The sequence below is a fragment of the Singulisphaera chitinilytica genome (assembly GCF_049331405.1).
Lineage (GTDB): Bacteria > Planctomycetota > Planctomycetia > Isosphaerales > Isosphaeraceae > PoT.
Map to the genome: position 1 here is coordinate 3778625 of NZ_CP186274.1, position 22928 is coordinate 3801552.

At 63.6% G+C, this 22928-nt stretch carries 14 protein-coding genes; 10 read left to right on the plus strand and 4 right to left on the minus strand.

What is annotated here, in order from left to right; all coding sequences use genetic code 11:
* The first annotated feature begins 86 nt into the window (after positions 1 to 86).
* From ACOYYX_RS15255 to ACOYYX_RS15265, 3 genes are all read left to right on the plus strand, one after another.
* Positions 87 to 1178, plus strand: a complete 1092-nt coding sequence (locus ACOYYX_RS15255) for an FHA domain-containing protein (protein WP_422930766.1) — start codon at positions 87 to 89, stop codon at positions 1176 to 1178.
* A 123-nt stretch (positions 1179 to 1301) separates the two neighbouring features.
* Entirely contained in the window at positions 1302 to 2300 is a 999-nt protein-coding gene (locus tag ACOYYX_RS15260) for an AAA family ATPase (protein WP_422930767.1), read from the plus strand.
* Between the two features lie 107 nt (positions 2301 to 2407).
* Positions 2408 to 3304, plus strand: a complete 897-nt coding sequence (locus ACOYYX_RS15265; RefSeq protein WP_422930768.1) for an HD domain-containing protein — start codon at positions 2408 to 2410, stop codon at positions 3302 to 3304.
* Positions 3305 to 3333: 29 nt separating this feature from the next.
* Here ACOYYX_RS15265 and nadB read toward each other — a convergent pair whose 3' ends face one another.
* The 4 genes from nadB to purM form a co-directional block, all read right to left on the minus strand.
* Complete coding sequence (gene nadB, locus ACOYYX_RS15270; RefSeq protein ID WP_422930769.1) at positions 3334 to 4989, minus strand: L-aspartate oxidase; 1656 nt, start codon at positions 4987 to 4989, stop codon at positions 3334 to 3336.
* Between the two features lie 158 nt (positions 4990 to 5147).
* Positions 5148 to 10868: a hypothetical protein gene (locus tag ACOYYX_RS15275; RefSeq protein WP_422930770.1), complete on the minus strand. Its 5721-nt coding sequence runs from the start codon at positions 10866 to 10868 to the stop codon at positions 5148 to 5150.
* 127 nt (positions 10869 to 10995) lie between these two features.
* Entirely contained in the window at positions 10996 to 11700 is a 705-nt protein-coding gene (locus ACOYYX_RS15280) for a hypothetical protein (protein ID WP_422930771.1), read from the minus strand.
* A 188-nt stretch (positions 11701 to 11888) separates the two neighbouring features.
* Positions 11889 to 12977, minus strand: coding sequence for a phosphoribosylformylglycinamidine cyclo-ligase (gene purM, locus ACOYYX_RS15285; protein ID WP_422930772.1), 1089 nt, complete (start codon positions 12975 to 12977; stop codon positions 11889 to 11891).
* Between the two features lie 399 nt (positions 12978 to 13376).
* Between purM and ACOYYX_RS15290 the strand changes: the two genes are divergently transcribed.
* The 7 genes from ACOYYX_RS15290 (at position 13377) to ACOYYX_RS15320 (ending at position 22881) form a co-directional block, all read left to right on the plus strand.
* Positions 13377 to 13832, plus strand: coding sequence for a cytochrome c (locus tag ACOYYX_RS15290; protein ID WP_422930773.1), 456 nt, complete (start codon positions 13377 to 13379; stop codon positions 13830 to 13832).
* Positions 13833 to 13972: 140 nt separating this feature from the next.
* Positions 13973 to 14698: a lipoate--protein ligase family protein gene (locus tag ACOYYX_RS15295; protein WP_422930774.1), complete on the plus strand. Its 726-nt coding sequence runs from the start codon at positions 13973 to 13975 to the stop codon at positions 14696 to 14698.
* A 323-nt stretch (positions 14699 to 15021) separates the two neighbouring features.
* Entirely contained in the window at positions 15022 to 17835 is a 2814-nt protein-coding gene (locus ACOYYX_RS15300; protein ID WP_422930775.1) for a 2-oxoglutarate dehydrogenase E1 component, read from the plus strand.
* A gap of 2 nt (positions 17836 to 17837) precedes the next feature.
* Positions 17838 to 19127 carry a 2-oxoglutarate dehydrogenase complex dihydrolipoyllysine-residue succinyltransferase gene (gene odhB, locus ACOYYX_RS15305; protein ID WP_422930776.1) on the plus strand — a complete coding sequence of 430 codons (1290 nt, stop codon included), beginning with the start codon at positions 17838 to 17840 and terminating at the stop codon, positions 19125 to 19127.
* Between the two features lie 116 nt (positions 19128 to 19243).
* A complete protein-coding gene (lpdA, locus tag ACOYYX_RS15310; protein ID WP_422930777.1) occupies positions 19244 to 20665 on the plus strand; it encodes a dihydrolipoyl dehydrogenase in 1422 nt (473 codons plus the stop codon).
* A gap of 127 nt (positions 20666 to 20792) precedes the next feature.
* The gene (locus tag ACOYYX_RS15315) at positions 20793 to 22118 is read left to right on the plus strand and encodes a glycosyltransferase (protein WP_422930778.1); all 1326 of its coding nucleotides are present in this window, start codon (positions 20793 to 20795) and stop codon (positions 22116 to 22118) included.
* 37 nt (positions 22119 to 22155) lie between these two features.
* The gene (locus ACOYYX_RS15320; RefSeq protein ID WP_422930779.1) at positions 22156 to 22881 is read left to right on the plus strand and encodes a lysostaphin resistance A-like protein; all 726 of its coding nucleotides are present in this window, start codon (positions 22156 to 22158) and stop codon (positions 22879 to 22881) included.
* Positions 22882 to 22928 lie beyond the last annotated feature (47 nt).

Sequence of the window (22928 nt, forward strand, 5' to 3'; positions counted from 1 at the left end):
CATGTTCGGCGGGAAGCGGGCTAATCCGTGGGGCCTGGTTCCATCCGAGCAGTCGCTGCTGACCTATTGGTCGGGACGGTCCGTTCATGAAAGCGCAGCTGATTGTCGTCCAAGGTAAACCCGAGGGGAAGGTGATCCCCCTCGCGACGCCGATCTATAAGATTGGCCGTGGCGAGAACTGCAACCTTCGCCCCAACAGTGACCTCGTAAGCCGTGAACACGTAGAGTTCAACCTCACGGCGACGCAGGTGATTGTCCGCGACCTGGGGAGCCGCAACGGCACCCTCGTTAACGGTAAAACCATTACGGAACCGTACGTCTTGAAGGATCGCGACCTGATCTCGGTCGGGACCCTCACGTTCGCCATCTCGATCCAGGATGTCCCCGTCGTCGCCAGCGGCAAGCCCGCGAACGGCGCACCCGCGGCTGCCCGTACGGGGTCCCCCGACGAGGTCAGTCACGACGACATCGAATCCTGGCTCGTCGCCGATAACGCGCGCCCGCAGCCCGAACGGCCTTCCGGCGTGTACAGCGGCGACACGATGACGATCGAGACGTTCAAGCTGCCCGCCACGCCCGCTCCGGCGGCCCCCGCGGCGAAGGCCCCTGCCCCGGCAGCACCCGCCAAGCCCGCTCCGGTGGCTGCGGCCCCGGCCCCTGCGCCGGCAAAACCCGCCTCGGCCCCCGTCGTCGCCGCTCCCGCGCCCGTTCCAGTCACTCCGGCCGCGACCACCCCTCCGGTCGTGACTCAGCCGGCCGCACCGGCACCAGCACCTGTCGTAACCGCCCCCGCTCCGGTGGTAGTCGCCCCGGCCCCCGCTCCGGTGGTAGTTGCCCCGACACCCGCACCAGTGGCCGCTGCCCCTGCACCTGCCGCTCGCCCCGCGCCCGCTCCGGCTCCGAATTTCGAGGACTTCGAATTTGAGCGACTCCCGGAAGGCCACGGGGACTCCGATCCTGAGGAAGAGCTCGGAGCTCGGGACGATGACGATGGCGATGGCGAGGAAGCGGACGATGAGGATATGGTGATCGACGAGTTCGTCGACGAGTCGAACCCGTTCTATGTCAAGAAGCCCAAGGAGGAAGAGGTCGTCGTGAAGGGCAAGCCCGTCTTCAAGGATTCGAGCGACGCAGCCTCCGACATCTTGCGCAAGATGATGGAACGGCGCCGCCGATGATCGGGAAGCGATGCCGCTCCCGGTGATTTCTTCCTTGAGATTGGGTAAGATCCACCGAAGAGCAATCAGTCGTGGCCATCAGGCTACCGCGAAGTGTCCGAAACCGAGGGGAATTGCCGGATCATGTCCGAGGATCTCGAGTCTTCGCCGCAGCATGCGGAGCGTAGTCTTTCGGACCTGATCGAGCGATTGGAGGCGAGCGTCGTGGGGCAACGTCCGTTGCTCGAGCGGCTCGTCATCGCCCTCCTGACGGGTGGCCACGTCCTGATTGAAGGTGTGCCCGGATTGGCGAAGACCCGGTCGGTGCGGACTCTCGCGGCCGCGCTGGGTCTCCCTTTCCGTCGGATCCAGTTCACGCCCGATCTCCTCCCCGCCGACCTGACCGGCACCCAGATTTATCGTCCGGCGACCGGGACGTTCGACGTCCGCCCGGGGCCGATCGTCACCAGTGTCTTGCTGGCCGACGAGATCAATCGCGCCCCGGCGAAGGTCCAGAGTGCCCTGCTCGAGGCCATGCAGGAAGGGCAGATCACGATCGGCGACGAGACGGTCGTCCTGCCCGAGACATTCTGGGTCCTGGCCACCCAGAACCCCATCGAGCATGAAGGGACCTATCCCCTCCCAGAGGCCCAGCTCGATCGCTTCCTGATGAAGCTGACCGTCGACTACCCGGATCGTCACGCCGAACTCGCCATGCTCGAACTCCCCAGCGTGAGCGATACCTCGACCCACGAGTCGAACCCCACCGAGGACGTCCCGCTCTTCGGTCCCAAGGACGTACTGGCACTTCGCGCGAAGGCCGCGGCCGTCCGAGTCGCTCCGGCCATCAAGGAATACGTGGTCGACATCGTCCGTGCGACACGCACGCCGCAGCACTACGGCCTCGACATGGAGGCGTTGCTGGAGTTGGGGGCGAGCCCCCGCGCCACGATTGCCCTCGTCCGTGCCGCTCGCGGGCATGCGTTGCTCGTGGGACGAGACTATGTCACGCCCCACGACGTCAAGAGCCTGGCCCGGGACGTCTTGCGTCACCGGATCATCGCCAGCTACGAGGCCGACGCCGAAGGCCTGACGACGGATGACCTGCTGGGTCGGATCCTCGACCACATCCCCGTCCCCTGACGCCCGCCTCCGATTCCTCCCCTTGAATTTCTGCGTCGAGAAACCCATGATCGAAGTGGAGGACGTCCCTCAGCGACGCCCTTGAAGGATGGTCGTGGAGAAGCTCGATGCGTTGGAACGATAGGGTTTATGGCGACTCGGCCATCGACGACTCCGGGCTGATCGCCCTCATCGAGTGCCCCACGTTCCAGCGTCTGAAACAGATCCGCCAGGCGGGGCCCTCCGCCTTCGCGTTCCCGTTCAAGACGGTGACCCGTTTCGAGCATTCCCTGGGGGTCTACCTCCTGCTCCGTCGCTTCGGCGCGGACCTTCGTGAGCAGGTCGCCGGCCTCCTCCACGACATCTCCCACACGGCCTTCTCCCACGCCGTCGACTTCGTCTTCGCCTCGGAGGAGCACGACCATCACGAGCAGCTCAAGCCACTCTTCCTGAAGCGCCCGGACATGGTCGAGGCCCTAAAGGGCCTCGGATTCGAGCCCGAGCAGTTCTTCGACGATTCGATCTATCCTCTCCTCGAGCGTCCCCTGCCCGATCTCTGCGCGGATCGCGTCGACTACTTTTTCCGCGACAGCCTCGCCTGCGATGTGACCACGCCGTCCGACGTCACCGGCTTTTTAAACGATCTCGAAGTGGTCGATAACACCATCGTTTTTAAGCACGTCGAGATCGCCAAGCGCGTCGCCAAGGCGTTCTCGGTGATGAATCAGAACTGGTGGGCTAGCGAGATCGAGTCTTATATCTACAACGAATTCGCCGACATCCTACGCGAGGGGTTTCGCGGGGGCGACCTCGTGAAAGACGACCTCCTGTCGGATGACACCGAGGTCATGAACAAGCTGCGGGCCTCGTCGAGCCCCGTGATCCGGGCGAAGCTCGAGCACATTCTGCATTTCGACGAGAAACGGCTCGAGGGCTTCTCGCCTCAGGTCCTCCCGAAGAATCGCTGGATCGACCCGCCCGTGCGACACGGGCGGACCTTCAAGAACCTCTCCCAGATCCAGTGAGGCTCTTCAGCAGCCACCCAAAGGTTCGATCAAGGGAGGACTAGCGGGTTGGACTGGTCGCCGATCTCGAAAGCCGGTCGCTGCAGGCTGATGTGATGGGCCCAGGCGGGGTTGGGCTCCGGGAAGTCGCGACGGGTGTGGACCCCGCGTGATTCCTCGCGCTCGGAGGCCGTGGCGATCATCAGCCGCGCGACGACGAGCATGTTCTGCATCGTCCAGCCGGCCGGATCCGGGAAGACCTGGCCGAGGACATAGCGGCACCAGAAGTCGACCTGATCGGCCGCCTCGGCGAGACTCTTGGCATCCCTGCTGATCCCGACCGATCGCCACATCAGGGCCCGGAGCGACTCGCGGATATCCGCCAGGTCGAGTGGGTCGTGCTTCACCACGGGCGAGTCGCCGTGGATCGGGGGCACCTCGAGCGGCACCGAAGGGGACGAGTCGAGCATCCGCACGATGTCCTCGGCCGCCCGCGCCCCGTGAACAAGCCCCTCGAGGAGGCTGTTTGAAGCCAGGCGGTTGGCGCCATGGAGGCCGGAGCTGCTGACCTCCCCCGCAGCCCAGAGGCCGGGCAAGGTCGTGCGGCCATCGTGGTCGATGGTCACGCCGCCGATCATGTAATGCGCACCGGGACGCACGGGAATGGGGTCGCGGGTCATGTCGAGGTCGAAGCCCCGGCAGAGGCGGTCAATCCCCGGGAACCGGTCGCGAATGTAACTGGCGTCGAGGTGCGAGAGGTCGAGGTAGACGCAGGGGTGCTGGGTCTTGGCCATCTGGGCGGTGATGGCCCTCGAGACGTCGTCGCGAGGTGCCAGCTCCGCCAGCTTGTGGTATTCGGGCATGAACCGATGGCCGTTACGATCGCGGAGGTACGCCCCTTCGCCGCGGAGGGCCTCGGTCAGCAGGTGTCGGGAGGAGCCGGCGATGTAGAGCACGGTCGGGTGGAATTGCATGAATTCCATGTCCCGAAGCTCGGCCCCCGCGCGATACGCCAATGCATGCCCGTCACCTGTGGCGATGGGCGGGTTCGTCGTCTCGCGGAAGAGCTGCCCCGCGCCTCCCGTCGCCAGGAGGACGGCCCTCGCCCATACGAAGGCGGGGCCTCGGCGACGATCCCAGACCAGGCCGCCTCGGCAGCGTCCCTCGTGCGTGAGCAGGTCAATCGTGAAGCTGTTCTGCCAGACGCGGACGTTCTTCCGGGTCCGCACCCGCTCGATGACGGCCCTCATCATTTCCTGACCGGTGGCGTCTCCGAGGGCATGCACGATCCGGGGATGCGAGTGGCCCCCTTCGCGAGTGAGAGCCACCTGCCCGTCGACCTCGTCGAACACCGTCCCCCACGCCATCAACTCGGCGATCCGTTGCGGGGCTTCCTTGATCACGGTGGCGACGACGTCGGGGTCGCAGAGCCCCTTGCCCGCGGCGAGGGTGTCGGCGATGTGGTCGTCGAAGTGATCCTCGGGGTCGAGGACCCCGGCGATGCCCCCCTGGGCGTAAACGCTGTTGCTCTCCCGGACCCCGTCCTTCGTCACCACGAGGACGCGATGCGGCTCCGGGATCCCGAGCGCTGCTCGCAGCCCGGCGACGCCGCCGCCGATGATGAGCACGTCCGCGAAGTGGTGCGGCAGGTCGCGCAGGTCGAAGTCGACGAGGTACCGGCGGGGCAATGCGAGGGGAGCTAGCATGGGTCTACGTCTTACCTCACCACTCTCGATTCATGGCATCGACGAACGAGCCCGCGACGGCGCGGATCGAGTGTGATTGAATCATTCCGCCTAGTAAAAGTCGACGGCATGCCGGGCATGCCGTCGACCGAGTTTCTGCCATCACGAGGTCATTCTCGTCAATTCCCGCCGGATCCGGCTCCCGAACCGTTATCGGCGGGGGCGGACCGGGCCGGATTCAGGACCTTCGACCGCGAGAGGCTGCTCTTGTAGGCCTCATAACCGGATCGGAGCTCGGGCGGGACCTGGAACCGGGCTCCTTCCACGTTATCCCGGATCTGGTCCTCGGTCCCATCCTGGCGGTCGCGGACGGTCTTGCCCGTGACTCGAGTCCCCGAGTTGAAGCCGGGAAGTGACCTCTCGTTGATGGGCTTGGCCCCCGCGCCCGGCTTGATCTGGATCTCGCGACCTGCCCCCGGCTCATTCTTCGGAGCCTTCTTGAACTTCTGGACGAACTGCTCCATCTGCTCGCGAGACATCCCGGTCTCCTGCTCGAGCTGAGGAGTGACTTGGTTGTTCTTGAGTAAGTCTTCGAGCTTCCGAAGCACGAGGTTCGACTGTTCGCGCTGTGGAGCGACGGTATCCTCCACATTCTCGTCGCGGATCGGAGCCTTGGAAGTCGGGTTCTTGGCGTTCTTATCACGAGGGGTCATCGGTTGCCCAGTCGCGCCCGGTTCGTCCCGGCCTCCACCACCACCTTGAGGATTCACGCCGCCGCCCTTTGAATTGCCCGGCATCCGGTCACCCGGGGAGATGCTCGACCTGTTGCCTTCTCCCTTACCTTGGCCGCCGTTGTCGCCAGGAGAGCTCGAAGGTCCAGCTTGCGACTCACTGGCCCCCGACCCTGGCTGGCCTGAACCGCCCGATCGTCCCGATTGGTTCCCCTTGCTCCCGGGCTGCTTGACACCCTTGCCTGGGATGCTGTCGGGTGAGGGGGTATTAACGGCCTTCTTCTCGGTGCCGGGACCGGGCTTTTGCCCACCAGCTTCACTCGACGAGCCAGCACCGCTTCCAGGCGCCGAGCCGCCCTGAGACGGGGCGCCGGAGGTTGAATTCGTGCCACTGGCGGGGACACCGCTCGTTGACGTGGCACCGGAAGGCGAATTCCCCCCCTTGCTGGCCGTGCTACCCGGAGTCGACGCGGCCGACCCAGGAGTTCCGCCCTCCTTGTCATCCGCCGATCTCAGGGGCTTCCCGTCCTGACCTCCACCCGAACCCTCTTGCCCGCCCTTCGCCTGCGAGGTGGAAGAAGGACTTGAAGGGGGCTGCTGTTTCTCCTCCTCAGCTGTCTGCTCCTCTTGCTTCGACTCGGTCTTACGCTGCTCAGCCTTCCGCTTCTCGTCCTTTGTCTTGGGGTTGTAGTACTTGTCCTTCTTTTCCTTATCTTTGTCTTTATTCTCGTCGTCCTTCTTCTTGGCCCCAGCGTCCTTGTCGCCAGGCTTGTCGGACGGCTCAGGCTTCGCCTGACTACCCGGCTTCCGATTCTTTTCCGAATTCGTTTTGTCGCTAGGCGCCTTGCCGTCGGGAGCACCGCCCTCCTTCGACTCACGCGAGTTCGCCGCGTTCTTCTCGATGGGCTTCCCGCTCTTGGGCTGTCCGGAGTTTCCGCCATTCGACTCCTTCAGCCCATTCGGCTCCTTGTCGGAGTTGGCGTCCTCCTTCGGGGTGCTATGTTCTTTGCTCTCGGTCTGGCCCTTGGAGCCCTTCTCAGAGCCTTCCTGATTCTTGTCCTCGGGCTTGCCGTCCTTCGACTTCTCAGAGGCCTCCCGCCCGGCTTGTTTCTCGGCTTCCGTCTTGTCCTCGCGCGATTCGGGCTTCTCACCTCCGCGTTCGGGATTCGACGGATCAGCCTTGGTGTCGGGAGGATTTCCCTTGTCCGAGCCGTTCGGCACGTTCCTCGGAGTACCGTCGGGATTCATCGGCTGAGGAAGCCCTGATGGCCCCCTGGGAGGCCGATTCTGCTGGGGCATGCGATCCGGCTGGCCGCCGTTCGGCTGCTGATCCTCCCGGGGAACCTTGGGAGGTTGGTTCTGCTTGGGCACGCGCTCGGGGTCGCCATTATTCGACTGGGGACGCTCCCCTGGATTCCCCTGAATTTGGTTCTCCCTGGGCATGTTATTCGGGAGATTGTTATTGGGCATGTCGGGCCGAGTCGGATTCGGCGGCGTCCCCTGCTGGCCTTGATTCGAATCCTGCCCCCCCGGCGGAGGCACGTGGGGATTCACGGCATTCGAATTCGACAGTGGCGAAGCTACCGGATCGGGAAGTGTCCTGTCCTCCACCTTCGGCAGTGGGTTGGTGTTAACGGAATTCTGCCTGGGCTGGTTACTTTGGTTCGACTGGCTTGGAGTGCCGGGTTGCGTTGGATTGGGGCCTTGATTCGTTTCCGAATTCTCGGTCCCGTCAGACGGCTCTATCGTCGCATTCTTGGTTGGCGTACCGACCCCTTGCCGAGGAGAGGTCTTCGAACTTTGTTTGTTGACTGCTTTCGTCTTGGCACCCTTCCCCGCATTACCCGACTCTTTCCCGTCCTTGCCTTCCTGGGTTGTCTTATCATCCTTCGAGTTGCCCGAGTTGGTTCCCTTCGGTCCGCCCTTCCCTTCAGGGTCGTTCTCGCCTTCACCGGGCTTCCCGGCCTTATCCCCCTCGGCTTTGGTCGCGTTCGGGTCGGCCTTATCAGCCGTCTCGTTGCCTTGCGACGATTCCGAGCCCGACTGTTTCGCTCCTGCCTCTTTCGAAGTCTTATTGCCCGCTGCGCCCTTGGAATCGGCGGTCTTGGAAGTGGTGCCATTGCTCGGACTCTTCGGATCTGACTTGTCGGATCGATTCTCCTTGCTCGAGGCTTTATCCTTCGCACTCGAAGACTTCTGGTCATTCGAGCCCGACGCCTTCTTCGTTTCTGACATCTCCTTGGAGCCGCCGGCGCTATTAACATCCTTATCCTTGTCCTTGCCTTCTTCCTTTGTGCTCCCCGATGACGACGGCTTGTCCTTATTCGATTTACCCTTCCGAGCGTCGGATGCGCTGCCTTTCTGCTCTTCATCGCTGCTGGAGGAATTGCCCCGATTGCCCGGTGCCCGTGAACTCGGGTCGGACGCGTTCGTCGAGCCGGGGGCCTTCAACGCCTCGCTCGATGGACTCGAATTGCCGTCCTCCCGGCCCTCCTTCGAACCCATCGAGCTGGTGTTCCTGGGAGATTGATTCCCCTCTTCCTGCCCTGTGGTCTGGTTGGAGCCCGAGGAATTGCTATCTGTTGAGTTTTCTCCGGAGTTATCCCCGTCCTTCGGTTGGCCCTTGGGCTGGGAATCCTTCTCGTCCTTCGATTGATCATTGGGATCTTCCTTGGACGCCGATTCGTTGGGATCCTTGACATCCTGAACCTGAGACTTCTCGATCGGCTCCTGGGCCTTCTCATCCTTGTTGAGGTTGGCCGGCTGCGTGCGGTCGTCGCCCTTCGTCGAGGATGGCTTCGACTTATCCCCAGGCTTGGATTCGTCGGATCTATTGGATGCGTTCTCCTCTGGCTTATTGGACGCGTCGGGATTTGTCGCGTCGTTAGGCTGCGAAGAATTGCCATCCGTCGACGAGGAGTCCGCCGGATTGCCCTGACCCTTGTTCGGCTTGGACGAGTTCCCCGCCTGATTCTTCGATGCATTCACTGCCCGGGAGACCTTGCTCTTGTCGGCTGAGGGCTGCTGAGTCGAAGTCTGGTTCGGGTTGGAGTCCGAGTTCGAATCGTTGGAAGAGTTCTTCTCCGACGGATTGCCCGAATTCCCCCGAGAGATCTTTTGGGGCGAATTCGACTCCGTATCGGAGGCCGAGTTATTCTCGTCCGAATGACTGGTATTCTCACCAGCATCGGAAGGCTCTGTTGGCGAGGAGCCTTCCGAGTTTGGCTGCTGTTCCTTCGACGCTTTCCCCTTGGGCGGATTGTTCATGCCCATGGCCTTCTCGAGCTTTTTCAGCTTATCGAGTTGATCAGGCGTCAGATTTTCGGCGATTCCTTCTTCCTTCTGGTCCTTGCTGTTCTGCTCCTCATTCTGAGTCTTTTCCGACGGATCGTTATCACCCTGATCCGAGCCATTCACACCGCGATTCGATTTGTCTTGTTCGCGTCGTGCGTTGGCCTGGTCGCGTTCTTTCTCCTCAGGATCGCCCGCCTCTTGTTGCTGCTGATTGTCGCGATCCCTCTGCTCTTGCTCGGCGTTCTCCTTCGCGGCCTGCTTTTCTTCGTCTTTCTTTTCCTTCTCCGTCTTGTTGTCGGCGGCCTTCTTTTGCTCGGTGGCCAGAGGGGCGATGATCTTCAGCTTCTGGCGGGTCGTCTCGAACTTGTTGGATTGAGGCTCCTTGGTGTCGCGGACCGTGAGCCAGTACTCGAGCTCCGTGCCCGGCTTGATGCGCCAGGCGGCGAGGTCGAGGACCTCCGTGCCGCGGAAGGCGGCGGTCGGCGGCTTCTGCTCGAGGAGGTTTTTCGAGAGCAGGCTCTCCGACTTCTGCTGGACGTGGAGCGTGACGTCCTTGACCCCGTGGTCGTCGGTGGCCTTCATCGCCAGGACGACCTTCACGTTGCTCGGCACCTCGATGTCGGGCTTATCCGGCTTGAGGAAGACCGCCTTCGGCGGCTCGTCCTTGTGGGCGATGATGTCGTAGACGACGGGATCCGGATTCAACTGCGGCGGCTGTCCCGTGGTGCGGAAGCGGATGCGGTAGCTCCCAGACTCCCTCACCGTGAACCGACCCATCAGCTCCGTGGGTTCGGAGGACGAGACTTCCATCGGCACCGACGACTCCTTGACGAAGTCAAGGTTGGCCGTGCGGGCCGGCTCGTTCGTCCTGGCGTGGATGGTGACGACCGTCCCCTGGATCGCCTCGATATTGCCCCCCTCCATGCCTGCCCGACGCGGCAGTTTCAGGTAGGCGGGGAAGTCGTAGTCGTGCGTGACCGAGGTCACCATGGGCGCGGGGGTGACTTCGAGGTGGTAGCGCAACGACTGTGCGTCGCCGCCGGTCAGGTAATAATCCAGGCTTTGCTGGACGTTCCTGATCGTCGTCTCCCAGGGGTCGTAGCGGTTCGGGCCCGGCGAGAACTCCCTGGTGGAGAAGAACTTGCCCCCGTCGACGCTGAAATGCAGCAGGATCCGGCCGGGCTGGACGCCGCGGACGTCGACCTTGAAGGCGACATCCTGGCCCGCCGCAACCCGGTTCTTCGCGGGGTCGTCGCCCGGCTGGATGTTGACGAGCTCGGTATTGGTCGGCCGCACCACATCCGCGAGGAAGGCCCGGCGGGCGGACGCGAGGCTGCTCTTGGGGGTTATGACCGCGTAGAGGCAGAAGATCACGACGACGGCGGAGAGGCCATAGACGGCCTGGATCATCCGCTTCTGATTCACGACCGAGTCGATCTCGATCTGCCGAAGGTCCTCGACCGCCTTGTTCTCGATCGCGGCGAGCGCCCCCTTGGTGAGCTCGCCTCGTCGATTTCGGAGGTCCAGGTAGTTGATCAGGCTATTCTTGAAAGTCGGGTCGGTCTGCTCGATCGTCTTCGCCGCATAGAAGCCGTTCACGCGTCGGAGCATCGGCAGGATGATCCGCATGACCGCGAAGGTGCCGCCCCCCGCCAATCCGGCGATCAGGACGATCCGGCGCAGCCAGATCGGCAGGCCCACCGTATGGTCGAGCACGATCTCGAGGAAGAGGACGAATAAGAAACCCACGAGCAAGGTGAGACCGGCCGTGAGAACATCGGTCATCTTGATCCGAGCCTGGGTCATGCTCAGTTGATGATCGATGAATTGCTCGTATTTAAGATACTTCCCATAAGGCTGGGTGCTTGAACTCATGGCGCGGGCTCCCTGGACGTGATCGCGCTGAGCAGACGGGGCAATTCATGCATTATACGTTTCGACGGCGGGGAAAAGCCAAAGTTTCCCGAAGACGGCCGTCATGACTCGGACCGACGACGATGGGTCAGCCTGCTCGCTGGCGACCCGAGACGATGGCCTCTTGAACCATCCTAGGAGCGGCCGTGACAAGTGTCCTATCGGTCCTCGAGATTACACCGGCCGTCACGAAAAAGCGGCGCGGGGCGAAATCATCGACCGACCAGCGAGCCACTGCACGTTCGAAGCCAAGGCTCTCCAAGCCAAAGCGCTCGAGAGGGGCTTCCAGAGTCGTAACGATCTTCCCGTCGGTATCGTGAAAACGAATTTCCACCCGCCCGACGATTTCGAAGATTTCGGGCGGGATTGCGACGATCGCTTGCGCCCGACTTCGCTCAGCCTTCTTCCAAGAGATCTCCACCCAGAGCGGGAAAGTCGCCACCCCGATGGCCGCCATATCGTCCGGGTCGAGCGACTTGACGAGTTTGACCTTGCCCAGCGAGGCCGGCTGCTGGACCAAAAGGGGCAACCGATAGGCAAAGGTACGATCGACCAGGTTCTTGCCGTCCCAGTTGCAAAGCTTGGCGTCGATCGCCAACACTGCTCCCTCGACCGGCTTGAAGTTGGGGAAGTTGGCCCAAGGCAGGCGGAATTCTAAGGAGTACGAGAACTTGTTGGAGGTGGCGGAGATGTCGGCCCCTTCGGCCAGGGGGATCGGTTCCCTTGCCTCAACCTCGAGGGTCGGGCCGGTGATGAGGAGCAGGAATAGAGGCAGTCGCCATCCATTGCCCATCGCCGTCGAATTCTCCCGGCCACGAAAGAATTGGAAGCCTCGCGCTTATGCATGCTACGTTCGTCTGACGCGCATGGCAAGCGTGGTGAGAAGCCCAATTCTCCGGGGCTGAAGCCTGCGACGGTGCGTCCCCTATCACCGGTCTCGTCCAGCAGGTTTGAGATCGTTGAATTGCCCGCAAACTCGCGTCAGCGGTCGCTCGGCGCCCAGGAGACCGTGCGGTCGCCGGGGACGACCTCGCCGATCACCCAGGAGGGGATCTTGGCCTCGGTCTGGAGGTAGCGGGCGACCGACTCGGCGTGGTAGTCGGCCACGATCAGGGTCATGCCGATCCCCATGTTGAAAACGCGGAACATTTCCGTGTCGGGGACGTTGCCGAGTTGCTGGAGCCAGGTGAAGACCTTGGGGATGTCCCACGACCCCTTTCGCAACTCGATCGCGCATCCGTCGGGCAGGATGCGGGGTGGGTTGTCGATCAGGCCTCCGCCGGTGATGTGGGCGATGCCGTGGATGACCCGCTTCTTGCGATAATGCCGCCCGACCGTCTTCAAGGCCCTGACATAGATCCGAGTAGGTTCCAGGAACTCGTCGGCGACGGTCCGGCCGAGCTCGGGGATGAACGAGTCGGGCTGGAACCCGCCGTGGTCGAGGGCGATCTTGCGGGCGAGGCTGTATCCGTTCGAGTGCAGGCCGGAGCTCGCCAGCCCGATGATCTTGTCGCCAATCCGGATGTCCTGGCCTTTGAGCACATGCTTGCGCTCGACCACGCCGACGCAGAACCCTGCCAGGTCGTACTCGCCCGGCTTATAGAAGTCGGGGAGGATCGCGGTCTCGCCGCCGAGCAGGGCGCATTCGGCCTCGATGCAGCCATCGCTGATCCCCTGCACGACCGCCTTGGTCAGCTTGGGGTCATCCCGGCTCATCGCCACATAGTCGAGGAACAGAAGCGGCTCCGCACCCGCGCACAGGCAGTCGTTGACCGACATGGCCACGAGGTCGATGCCCACGGTGTTATGCCGGCCGGTCGCGAAGGCGAGCTTCAGCTTCGTGCCGACGCCGTCGGTCGAGGCGACGAGGACGGGGTCGCGGTAGGTCCTCGTGAGGAGCCCGATGTTGGCGTCCAGGCGAAAGAGGCCCGCAAATCCATCCTTCCAGTCGAGGACCCGAGCCGGGGTGAGGGGATGGGTCCGCCGCAAGAGCGGGGGAAGCTGGGCCATCGTCTCCTCGTACGTATCGAGGTCGACCCCGGCTGCCTTGTAGTCAATCGACTCGGACATGAGAGAATCCAGAGGAAGGAGAAATCGTCGGTTGCTTCGCCATTCGGCGTCCAACACCAAAAGTCATGCGTCGCGGCGGAGTATCGTCAAGATTCTACCACTCCGGAGCCTGCGCCGCCCCTGTTCGGTCGCCGATGGGATCGAGTTCCGTCCTTTTGCTCGGATTCCGGGTTCACCATCCGCGGTATCGGATTCGCCGGACGTATTTTCTCGAGGGGAGGCTCGGACGGCCTGAGGATGCACCTTTGTCCGAAAAGTAACGGGGATCGGTGCTTGATTGGCCGTGTGGCCAGGGCTATCTTTGATCCTTCCTCAAACCCAGACCAATCGGCTGAGTGGACCCGATCGGTCTCCCACCGAGGTCGTCGACCCGAAAACATGCCTTTCTGGAGGTCCCACATGATCCGCAAGTGGATGGTGCTCGCCGTCACGATGGCTTCGGTGAGCGTTCTCGCCGCCGGCCTCTCGTTCGCCGATGACGATGACTCCCCGGTTCACAAGCTCATGGAGAAGGTCGGCTCCAAGAGCAACGCCATCAAGAAGGCGACCCGCACCGCCCCCGCCTACAAGAAGGCCCAGAAGGACCTCGCCAAGGTGGCCGACGAGCTGATCGAGCTCGCCAAGGAGTCCAAGAAGCTGGCGAAGGAAGCCGCCGCCAAGGCCAAGGGCGTCAAGGACGGCGAGAAGAAGTGGGAAGAGCTCAACGACGCCTGGACCAAGAAGCTCGAAGAGTTCGCCGCCACCATCGCCAAGCCGGAGACGGACCAGGCCAAGGCGAAGTCGGCCTGGGGCACCGTCAACCAGAGCTGCACCGACTGCCACGAAGTCTTCCGCGTTGAAGACGAGAAGTTCTGACCTCGTCCACGTTCCCGATTCCCATCGGTGATACGCCAAGAGACCCCGAGCGTCACGGTGCCGACCGTCGATGCCGGGGTCTCTTCGTCTTACGTCGCGTCAGCCGTCGATCCGCTCAATCCGTTGTCCCGCAGGTTCCCATGCGCTACCTCGACCTCACCCTGCCCTCCATCGCCGAGAACCTCGCCCTCGACGAGGCCCTCCTCGCCTCCGCCGATGAGTACGATCTCGGCGCGGTCGTCCGGATCTGGGAGCCGACGAGCCTGGCCGTTGTCCTCGGCGCCTCGGGCCGGATGCTCAAGGACGTGGACGTCGACCGCTGCCGGGACGAGGGGGTCGCGATTGCTCGGAGGTCGAGCGGCGGGGGGACCGTGCTGGTTGGCCCCGGCACGCTCAACGTGACGGTGGTCCTCCCCATCAAGGCCGAGGCCGGGCTGGGTGCCGTCGACAAGGCCCAGAAGTACGTGCTCGATCGCCTGGCCGAGCAGTTGCGGGCCCAGGGACCACCCGTCGAGGTTCTAGGCCAGGGGGATCTCACGATCGAGAGGCGCAAGTTCTCGGGAAGTGCCCAGCGCAGGCTCCGAGACTACTTCCTCGTCCATGCGACCATCCTCTACGCCTTCCCGCTGGACCTTGTCTGGAAGTACACCCGCGAGCCCGAGCGGCAGCCGGATTACCGCGAGAAGCGATCCCATGAAGACTTCCTGGTCAATCTGGACCTTCCCCGAGAAAAACTCGTCGATGCCGTCCAACTCGCCTGGCTCGGGGAGGAGCGTCGATCGAGGCCGGTCGAGGTTCCGATGGAACTCGTCAAACGCCTGACCTCCGAGAAATTTTCGGACCCGGCGTGGGTCGAGCGGTTGTAGGAGTTTTGGCGACGATTCTCAATCCGCGGCCGGAATCCGCCGAAAGGAAGACCTATCATCCCGAGCACTTATCGAGCTTCCCCATCGACTCTTCCAAAAGTTGAGGCGAATTTTTTGCCATCAGCGAATGTCCGCCATCACGTAACGCCTATACTGGAATATCGAGAGGATGGGCCAGTTCGGGGTTTGGGACGTAGTGTCTTTGAGTTATGCTGGGACCATGCTTGGTCTTGAACGTCAACGCGAGACCCACCATCGTCCTGGGTTTGCCAATACGGCAAAGGGTCGGGCCATTCGGCCAACCCAACTAGGGATCTTTTCCAATGAATCGCTCGACGGTCGCGAACCGGTGGAACCTCGAACTCATCGAGGAGAACTACCAGCGCTGGCGGACCGACCCCGCCGCGGTCGAAGAGTCCTGGCGGATCTTCTTTGAGGGCTTCGAACTGGGGCAGTCCGGCAATGCAAGTGCCGGCGCCGCGTCCCAGAGCGACGACGAGCACGACGTCGCCAAGGCCCAAGCTGCCGTGACTCGTTTGATTGACGGCTATCGCGAAATCGGCCACTACCTGGCCGACCTCGATCCTCTCAAGCTCAATCCCCCCCGCGACTCGCACGAGTTGCTCGAGCCCGCCGCCTTCGGCCTCTCCGAAGCCGACCTGGACCGCGAGTACTACACGAAGCTCACCGACCCGCCCCGCGCGACGTTGAGGTCCCTCATCGCCATCCTGCGAGAGACCTACTGCCGCAAGATCGGCGTCGAGTTCATGCACATCCGGAACATCGAGATCCGGAAGTGGCTGCAGGAACGGATGGAGCCGCTCCGCAACCGGCCGAACTTCGACATCCGCAAGAAGCGCCGGATTATCCTGAAGCTCAACGCGGCGGAACTCTTCGAGACGTTCCTCCACAGTCACTACGTCGGCCAGAAGCGGTTCTCCCTCGAAGGCGGGGAGATGCTGATCCCCCTGCTCGACGCGATCATCGAGCGCTCCGCCGAGTTCGGGGTCCGCGAGATCGTCATGGGGATGCCCCACCGCGGCCGCCTGAACGTCCTGGCGAACATCCTCAACAAGCCTTATGGGATGATCTTCGGCGAGTTCGAGGGCAATATGCCCGAGACCGTCGGGGGCGACGGCGACGTCAAGTACCACCTGGGCTTCTCGGCCGACTACGAGGCCTCCGAGAAGCACAGCATCCATCTCTCGCTCACGCCGAACCCCAGCCACCTCGAGGCGGTCAACCCCGTCGTCGAAGGCCGGATGCGGGCCAAGCAACGCCGGTTCAAGGATCGCGACCGCAAGCTCGGCATCCCGATCCTGATCCATGGCGACGCCGCGTTCGCCGGCCAGGGGCTGGTGGCCGAGACCTTGAACCTCTCGCAGTTGCCCGGCTATCGGACCGGCGGCACAATCCATATCGTCGTCAACAACCAGATCGGCTTCACGACGGCCCCGAGCGAGAGCCGCTCGACCCGGTACTGCACCGACGTCGCGAAGATGATCGAGGTGCCGATCTTCCACGTCAACGGCGAGGACCCCGAGGCCGTCGTCTACGTGGCCGAGCTGGCGACCGACTTCCGCGAGACGTTCGGCCAGGACGTCGTCATCGACATGGTCTGCTACCGCCGCCACGGCCACAACGAAGGGGACGAGCCGGCGTTCACTCAGCCGTTGATGTACAGCAAGATCCGCGACCGCATGACCATCCGCGAGATCTACACCGAGCATCTCGTGATGGCCGGCGAGCTCTCGACGGACGAGGTCGAGACGATCGCCGAGACCTTCCGCGATAAGATGGAGGAGGTCTACAAGGAAGTCCACGAGGAGCAGAAGTCCGTCAAGACGAACCAGAAACGGCTGGGCGCCCACTGGACGGGCCTGACCTCGCAGTACTCCTTCGAGCCCGTCGAGACCGCGATCCCTTACGACACCTTGCGGAGCATGACTGAGTCGCTCGCGTCGGTGCCCTCGGATTTCGCGATCAATCCCAAGATCGAGCGGCTCCTTGCCACTCGGATCAAGACGATGGAGGCCAAGGGGGGCGTCGACTGGGCCTTCGCCGAGACCCTCGCGTTCGGGACTTTGCTGGCCGAGAAGACCCCGGTCCGCCTCAGCGGTCAGGACAGCCGCCGCGGGACGTTCAGCCAGCGACACGCCGTCCTCGTCGACGGCCGCACGGGCGAACGTTACGTACCGCTGAACCACATCAGCCCCGAGCAGGCCGAGATCTGCGTCTACGACAGCTTGCTGTCGGAGGCGGCCGTGCTCGGCTTCGACTATGGCTACTCGCTGGATGAGCCTCATATGCTCATCCTCTGGGAGGCCCAGTTCGGCGACTTCGCCAACGGCGCCCAGGTCATCATCGACCAGTTCATCGCCTCGGCCGAGTCCAAGTGGGATCGGTCCAGCGGCCTGGTCATGTTGTTGCCGCACGGCTACGAGGGGCAAGGGCCCGAGCACTCGAGCGCGAGGCTCGAGCGGTTCCTCCAGCTTTGTGCCGAGGACAACATCCAGGTCGTGACCCCCTCGACCCCCGCGCAGTATTTCCACCTCCTCCGGAGGCAGATGCGTCGGGACTTCCGCAAGCCCTTGATCGTGATGACGCCGAAGAGCATGCTCCGCAACAAGGCGGCGGTCTCTCCGGTCGACCAGTTCGTCACGGGCAGGTTCCAGGAAGTCATCGACGACCCGGTCGATGTCGATCGCGTCCGCCGGGTGGTCGTCTGCGGCGGCAAGGTCTACTACGACCTGATCGCCAAGCGCGAGGCCGCCGGCAAGACCCGAGAGGTCGCCATCGTCCGCCTCGAACAGCTCTATCCCTGGCCTGCCGACGCACTCAAGGCCGCCTTCTCGCGCTACCGCAATGCTCGCGAGTGGGTCTGGGTCCAGGAGGAGTCGCAGAACATGGGGGCCTGGACGTTCGTCAGCCCTCGCCTCCAGGAGTTGATGGGCTTCCCATTCCAGTACGTGGGCCGAGACGCCAGCGCCAGCCCGGCGACCGGCTCGCATGAGGTCCATGACAGGGAGCAGGAGGAGTTGGTGGATGCCGCCATCGGCGCGGCGATCCCCCACCTCGTCTCCGCCCACCACGTTCACCCGGCCGTGTCCCTGGCCGTGAAGCAAGGAGTTCGTTGATCATGCCCGCGGTGGCCATCACGGTTCCCGGAGTCGGCGAGTCGATCTCCGAAGGTATCCTGTCGCGTTGGCTCAAGCCCGATGGCTCGCTCGTCAAGTCGGGCGAGCCCATCTTCGAGCTCGAGACCGACAAGACCAATAACGTCGTCACCGCGACCGCAACCGGCGTGTTGAAGGTGAGCGTGGCCGAGGGCGAGACCGTCGAGATCGGTGCGACGGTCGGCTCCATCGACCCCGACGCCCAACCCTCGGCGGGTTCGACGGCACCCGCCGCGGCCTCGGCCAAGGCGTCCTCGACCGATTCGTCGGCCAAGGCCTCCCCTGCCCCTGCCCTGGCGGCGACCTCGAGCCCCGGCACGAACGGCGGCGTCGGCGCGGGGCTCGCCCCCTCCGTGCGTCGGATCGTGGCGGAAGAGAACGTCGATCCCAGCCAGGTCGAAGGGACCGGGCGTGGCGGGCGGATCACCAAGGGGGATGTCGTCGCACACCTGGCGTCGCCCAAGGGCGCCCCCGCCGCAGCCCCTGCGCCCGCCGCCCCAACGACGGCCCCGGCTCCTGCCGCCTCTGCCCCGGCTCCGTCGTCGTCCGCACGTCCTCGCGAAACCCGGCAGCGGATGAGCGGAATCCGACAGAAGATCGCCCAGCGCCTGGTGGAAGTCCAGCACACGGCGGCGATCCTCACGACGTTCAACGAAGCCGACATGTCGAAGATCATGGATCTTCGGGCCAAGTACAAGGACACGTTCAAGACCAAGCACGGCGTGCCGCTCGGCTTCATGTCGTTCTTCGTCAAGGCGACCATCGAGGCCCTCAAGGCCTTCCCGGCCGTGAACGGTCGGGTCGATGGCACCGACCTCGTCCTGAACAACGTCTACGACATCGGGGTCGCCGTCAGCACCGAGCGCGGCCTGATGGTCCCGGTCATCCGCGACGCCGACAAGCTCAGCTTCGCGGGGATCGAGAAGGCCATCGGCGCCTATGCGGTGAAGGCCCGCGAGGGGACGATCTCGGTCGGCGACCTCCAGGGCGGGACGTTCACCATCACCAATGGCGGCGTCTTCGGCTCGTTGCTCTCGACCCCCATCCTCAACCCGCCCCAGAGCGGTATCCTGGGGATGCACACGATCCAGAAGCGGCCGGTGGCCGTAGAAGATCAGGTGGTCATCCGTCCCATGATGTACCTGGCCCTCTCTTACGACCATCGCATCGTCGACGGCCGCGAGGCGGTCAGCTTCCTGGTCCGGATCAAGGAGTCGTTGGAGAGCCCCGAGCGCCTGATGCTCGAGATCTGATCGACGCAACGCCAACGACCGGCTATCTCAAAGCCCGAAGGACACAAAGTTTTAGCCTTTGGCGACTTTGTGTCCTTCGTGTATTAATATTGACAACTTCTTGAGGATGGTCGTCCATGTCTTCAGGGTCGAATCGGTACGACTTGATCGTCATCGGTGCTGGTCCGGGCGGCTACGTCGCCGCGATCCGGGCGGCACAGCTCGGCATGAAGGTCGCCTGCATCGAGAAGCGTTCCACGCTCGGCGGGACCTGCCTCAACATCGGCTGCATCCCCAGCAAGGCCCTCCTCGACTCGAGCGAGTTGTATCACCTCGCCAAGGAGCGGTTCGGCAAGCACGGGATCAAGGTGGGGGGCGGGGTCTCGATCGACGTCCCGACGATGCTGGCCCGCAAAGACGAGGTGGTCAAGAGCCTCACCAGCGGCGTCCGCGGGCTCTTCAAGAAGAACAAGGTCGAGCCGATCTTCGGCACGGCCCGAGTCGCCTCGCCCAACACGGTCGTGGTCCGCAACCCGAACGACGATGGGCAGACCACCTACGAGGCGAACCACATCCTGCTGGCCACCGGCAGCTCGCCGGTGAACCTGCCGTTCATGCCGTTCGACGGCAAGCGGATCGTCAGCTCGACCGAGGCCCTCGAATTCCCGAGCGTGCCCGAGCACCTCGTGGTCGTCGGCGGCGGCTACATCGGCCTCGAACTGGGCTCGGTCTGGCTCCGCCTCGGTGCCAAGGTCACGGTGATCGAGTTCCTGCCTCGGATCGTCCCCCTGGCCGACCTCGAAGTTGGCACCTTGCTCCACAAGAGCCTGATCAAGCAAGGTTTCGAGTTCCAGCTCGAGACCAAGGTGACGGGCGCGAAGGTCGGCGACAAGGGCGTGACGGTCCAGGCCGAGACCAAGGATGGCAAGGCGCTCTCGTTCGACTGCGAGCGAGTCCTCGTCGCTGTCGGCCGCCGTCCTTATACGGATGGCCTGGGACTTGCCGAGGTTGGGGTGAACGTCGATCCCAAGTCCGGCAAGGTGGCGGTCGATGGTCATTATCGGACCAATGTCCCGACAATCTCGGCCATCGGCGACCTCATCGACGGCCCCATGCTCGCCCACAAGGCCGAGGATGAGGGTGTGGCTTTTGCGGAACTCCTGGCCAATAAGGCAGGACACGTCGATTACAATACGATCCCGAGCGTGATCTATACCTGGCCCGAGATGGCGAGCGTGGGGATCACCGAGGAGCAGGCCAAGGAACGCAATCTCGACTATCGCGTGGGTAAGGTGCCTTTCATGGCCAATGGCCGTGCCAAGGCCATGGACGAGACCGAAGGGATCGTGAAGATCCTGGCGGACGCGAAGACGGACAAGGTGCTGGGGGTCCACATCATCGGCCCTCGCGCCTCCGACCTGATCGCCGAGGCCGTCACGACCATGGAATTCTCCGGCAGTTCCGAGGACATCGCCAGGATCTGCCACGCCCACCCGACGCTCTCCGAGACCGTCCGGGAAGCGGCCCTCGCCGTCGATAAGCGAACCATCAACTTCTGACCAGTCCCGAGACGTGGTCGGAAAGGTTGCCCTCGACACCGGAATGATTCGAAACGCATTACGCCTCCAGCGATTTTGCAACGAATAGGGAAACACGATTCCCGTCCGGCGTCGAGGACCCCTGGTTGTGCATGTCCTTTTCGTCCACAAGGAATATCCGGGGCACTTCGGCCATGTCGCCGCCGAGCTCTTGCGGCGACATGGCATCGAATGCACAATCCTCTTCAACTCGCTTCCCTTGCGTGCCCAACGGGTCCTGGGGCAACGGCCCAGCGCGACGGCTCGCCCTGTCAAACTCCAGCCCTCGAGGAATAACCCGAATTCGAGCGTCCCCGTTGTGACCGAGTGGGATTCGGACGGGGTCCGGCTCCTCCCTTATGCCTCGCGCGGGATCTCGCGCGAGACGCATCCTTCCAGCGTCCACTTCGAAATGAGCACCTGGCACAGCCACTCCGTGCTCCAGACGCTCCAGGGTCGCCCGGACATCCGCCCCGACCTCGTCGTCGGCCACGGCAGCTATGGCAATGCTCTCCAGCTCGGCCGATTCTTCGACTGTCCGACGGTCAACTACTGCGAGTTCTACGTCCCGGCGACGCTCCCCCATCTCAGCTATCGCCCCGAGTTCCCGGCGCGGGAGCAGGACCACCTGACCCGGCACGCCTTCAACGCGATCAACCTCCTCTGCCTCGAAGAGTCGAACGCCTGCTACAGCCCGACCGACTGGCAGAAGAGCCTCTTTCCTCAGGTCTTCCACCCCAAGATCCGCACGATCCCCGATGGGATCGACCGCCACTTCTGGTATCGGCGTGACGTACCCCGGTCGGTCGGGAGCCTGCCCCCCTTCGACCCCTCGATCCGGATCGTGACCTATTGCGCCTACGGCCTCGAGCCGCTCCACGGCTTCGACATCTTCATGAAGATGGCCAAGCGCATCTGCGACGAGCGCGAGGACGTCGTCTTCGTCGTCATAGGCGCCGACATCGCGAATCTCTCGACGGATCGCAACGGCGCGAGCACGACGTTCGGCGAGCATGTCTTCGCGCAAGGTGATTATGATAGGGATCGGTTCTTCTTCACCGGGCAGGTCCTCGAGGAGCAACTCGCCGACATCCTCAGCATCAGCGACCTCCACGTCTATCTGACCGTGCCGTTCGTCCTCAGCTGGTCGCTCATGAATGCTCTTGCCTGCGGCTGTCCCGTCGTCGCGTCGGACACGCCCCCGGTCCGAGAGATCCTGACGCACGAGGTGAACGGGCTGCTCGCCGACTTCGACGACGTGGACGGCTTAGTCGACCAGGCGCTCCGCGTCCTGCACGCCCCGGACGATTTCGAACATTTGGCAGTTGCAGGGACGCGGCTCATCGACGAGAAGTATCGGCTGGAAGTCGCGGTGCCGCAGTTGCTGGACTTCTTCCGATCCGTCGTCGAGAACGAGGCCGAGGCGATCGCCTAGGCAGATTCCCGATCCCCACCCAGTCGTGAGTCGACGTATGCCCGAGGGCGCGAGATTATCGCACGTACTCGTCGGGTCCTACTTCGACGAGCCGACCACCATCGGTCGAAGCCTTGAACCCCCGATCAAGGGGCCGATCGCCGCAGCGGTGGGACTCTTCGTCGTCGCCGCCGACCTCCTGCTCGTCTGGCGCGGCGAGCATTCCTACACGTGCCACCGGGCCGCCCTGCCCGTCCTCGCGCTGATCGCCTACCTCTCGCTGTCTCGAGGGGATCTGGCGACGACGGGGCTGGTCCTGCACGTTCGTCACGGGATCGGTTACTGGGCGAAAGCCATGCTGGCGATCGGCCTGGTCGTGGCGGTTGGCCTGACGCTCTCGGCGATCGCGTTCCTGGGCGTGGGCGCCGAGATCCCGATCCGAGGCCTCCCGCTCTCGCTCGTCCCGTCTTCGCTGATTCGGATGTGCGTGATGGCGCCGCTGATCGAGGAGGCGACATACCGCCTCGCGCTCTGCACTGCGGCGGCGGCGGTCCTCCGCCCCCGCCAGGCGATCATCCTGAGCGGAGCCTGTTTCGCCTTGCTGCATGTCCTCTACGGCAATCCGGGGGCCGACAACGTGCTCGCCGGCTTCTTCCTCGCCTGGGCCTACTTCAAGAGTGGGTCGATCCTGGTCCCGATCCTGCTGCACTCGCTGGGGAATCTCTGCGTGCTCGCGGGATGGGTAGCCCTCTGGTACTTGGGGCCGGAGTGGCTCATCCCCTGATGATTCGCGCACCCTTGAAATGACGGCGGCCCTCCCGGTTGGAACGG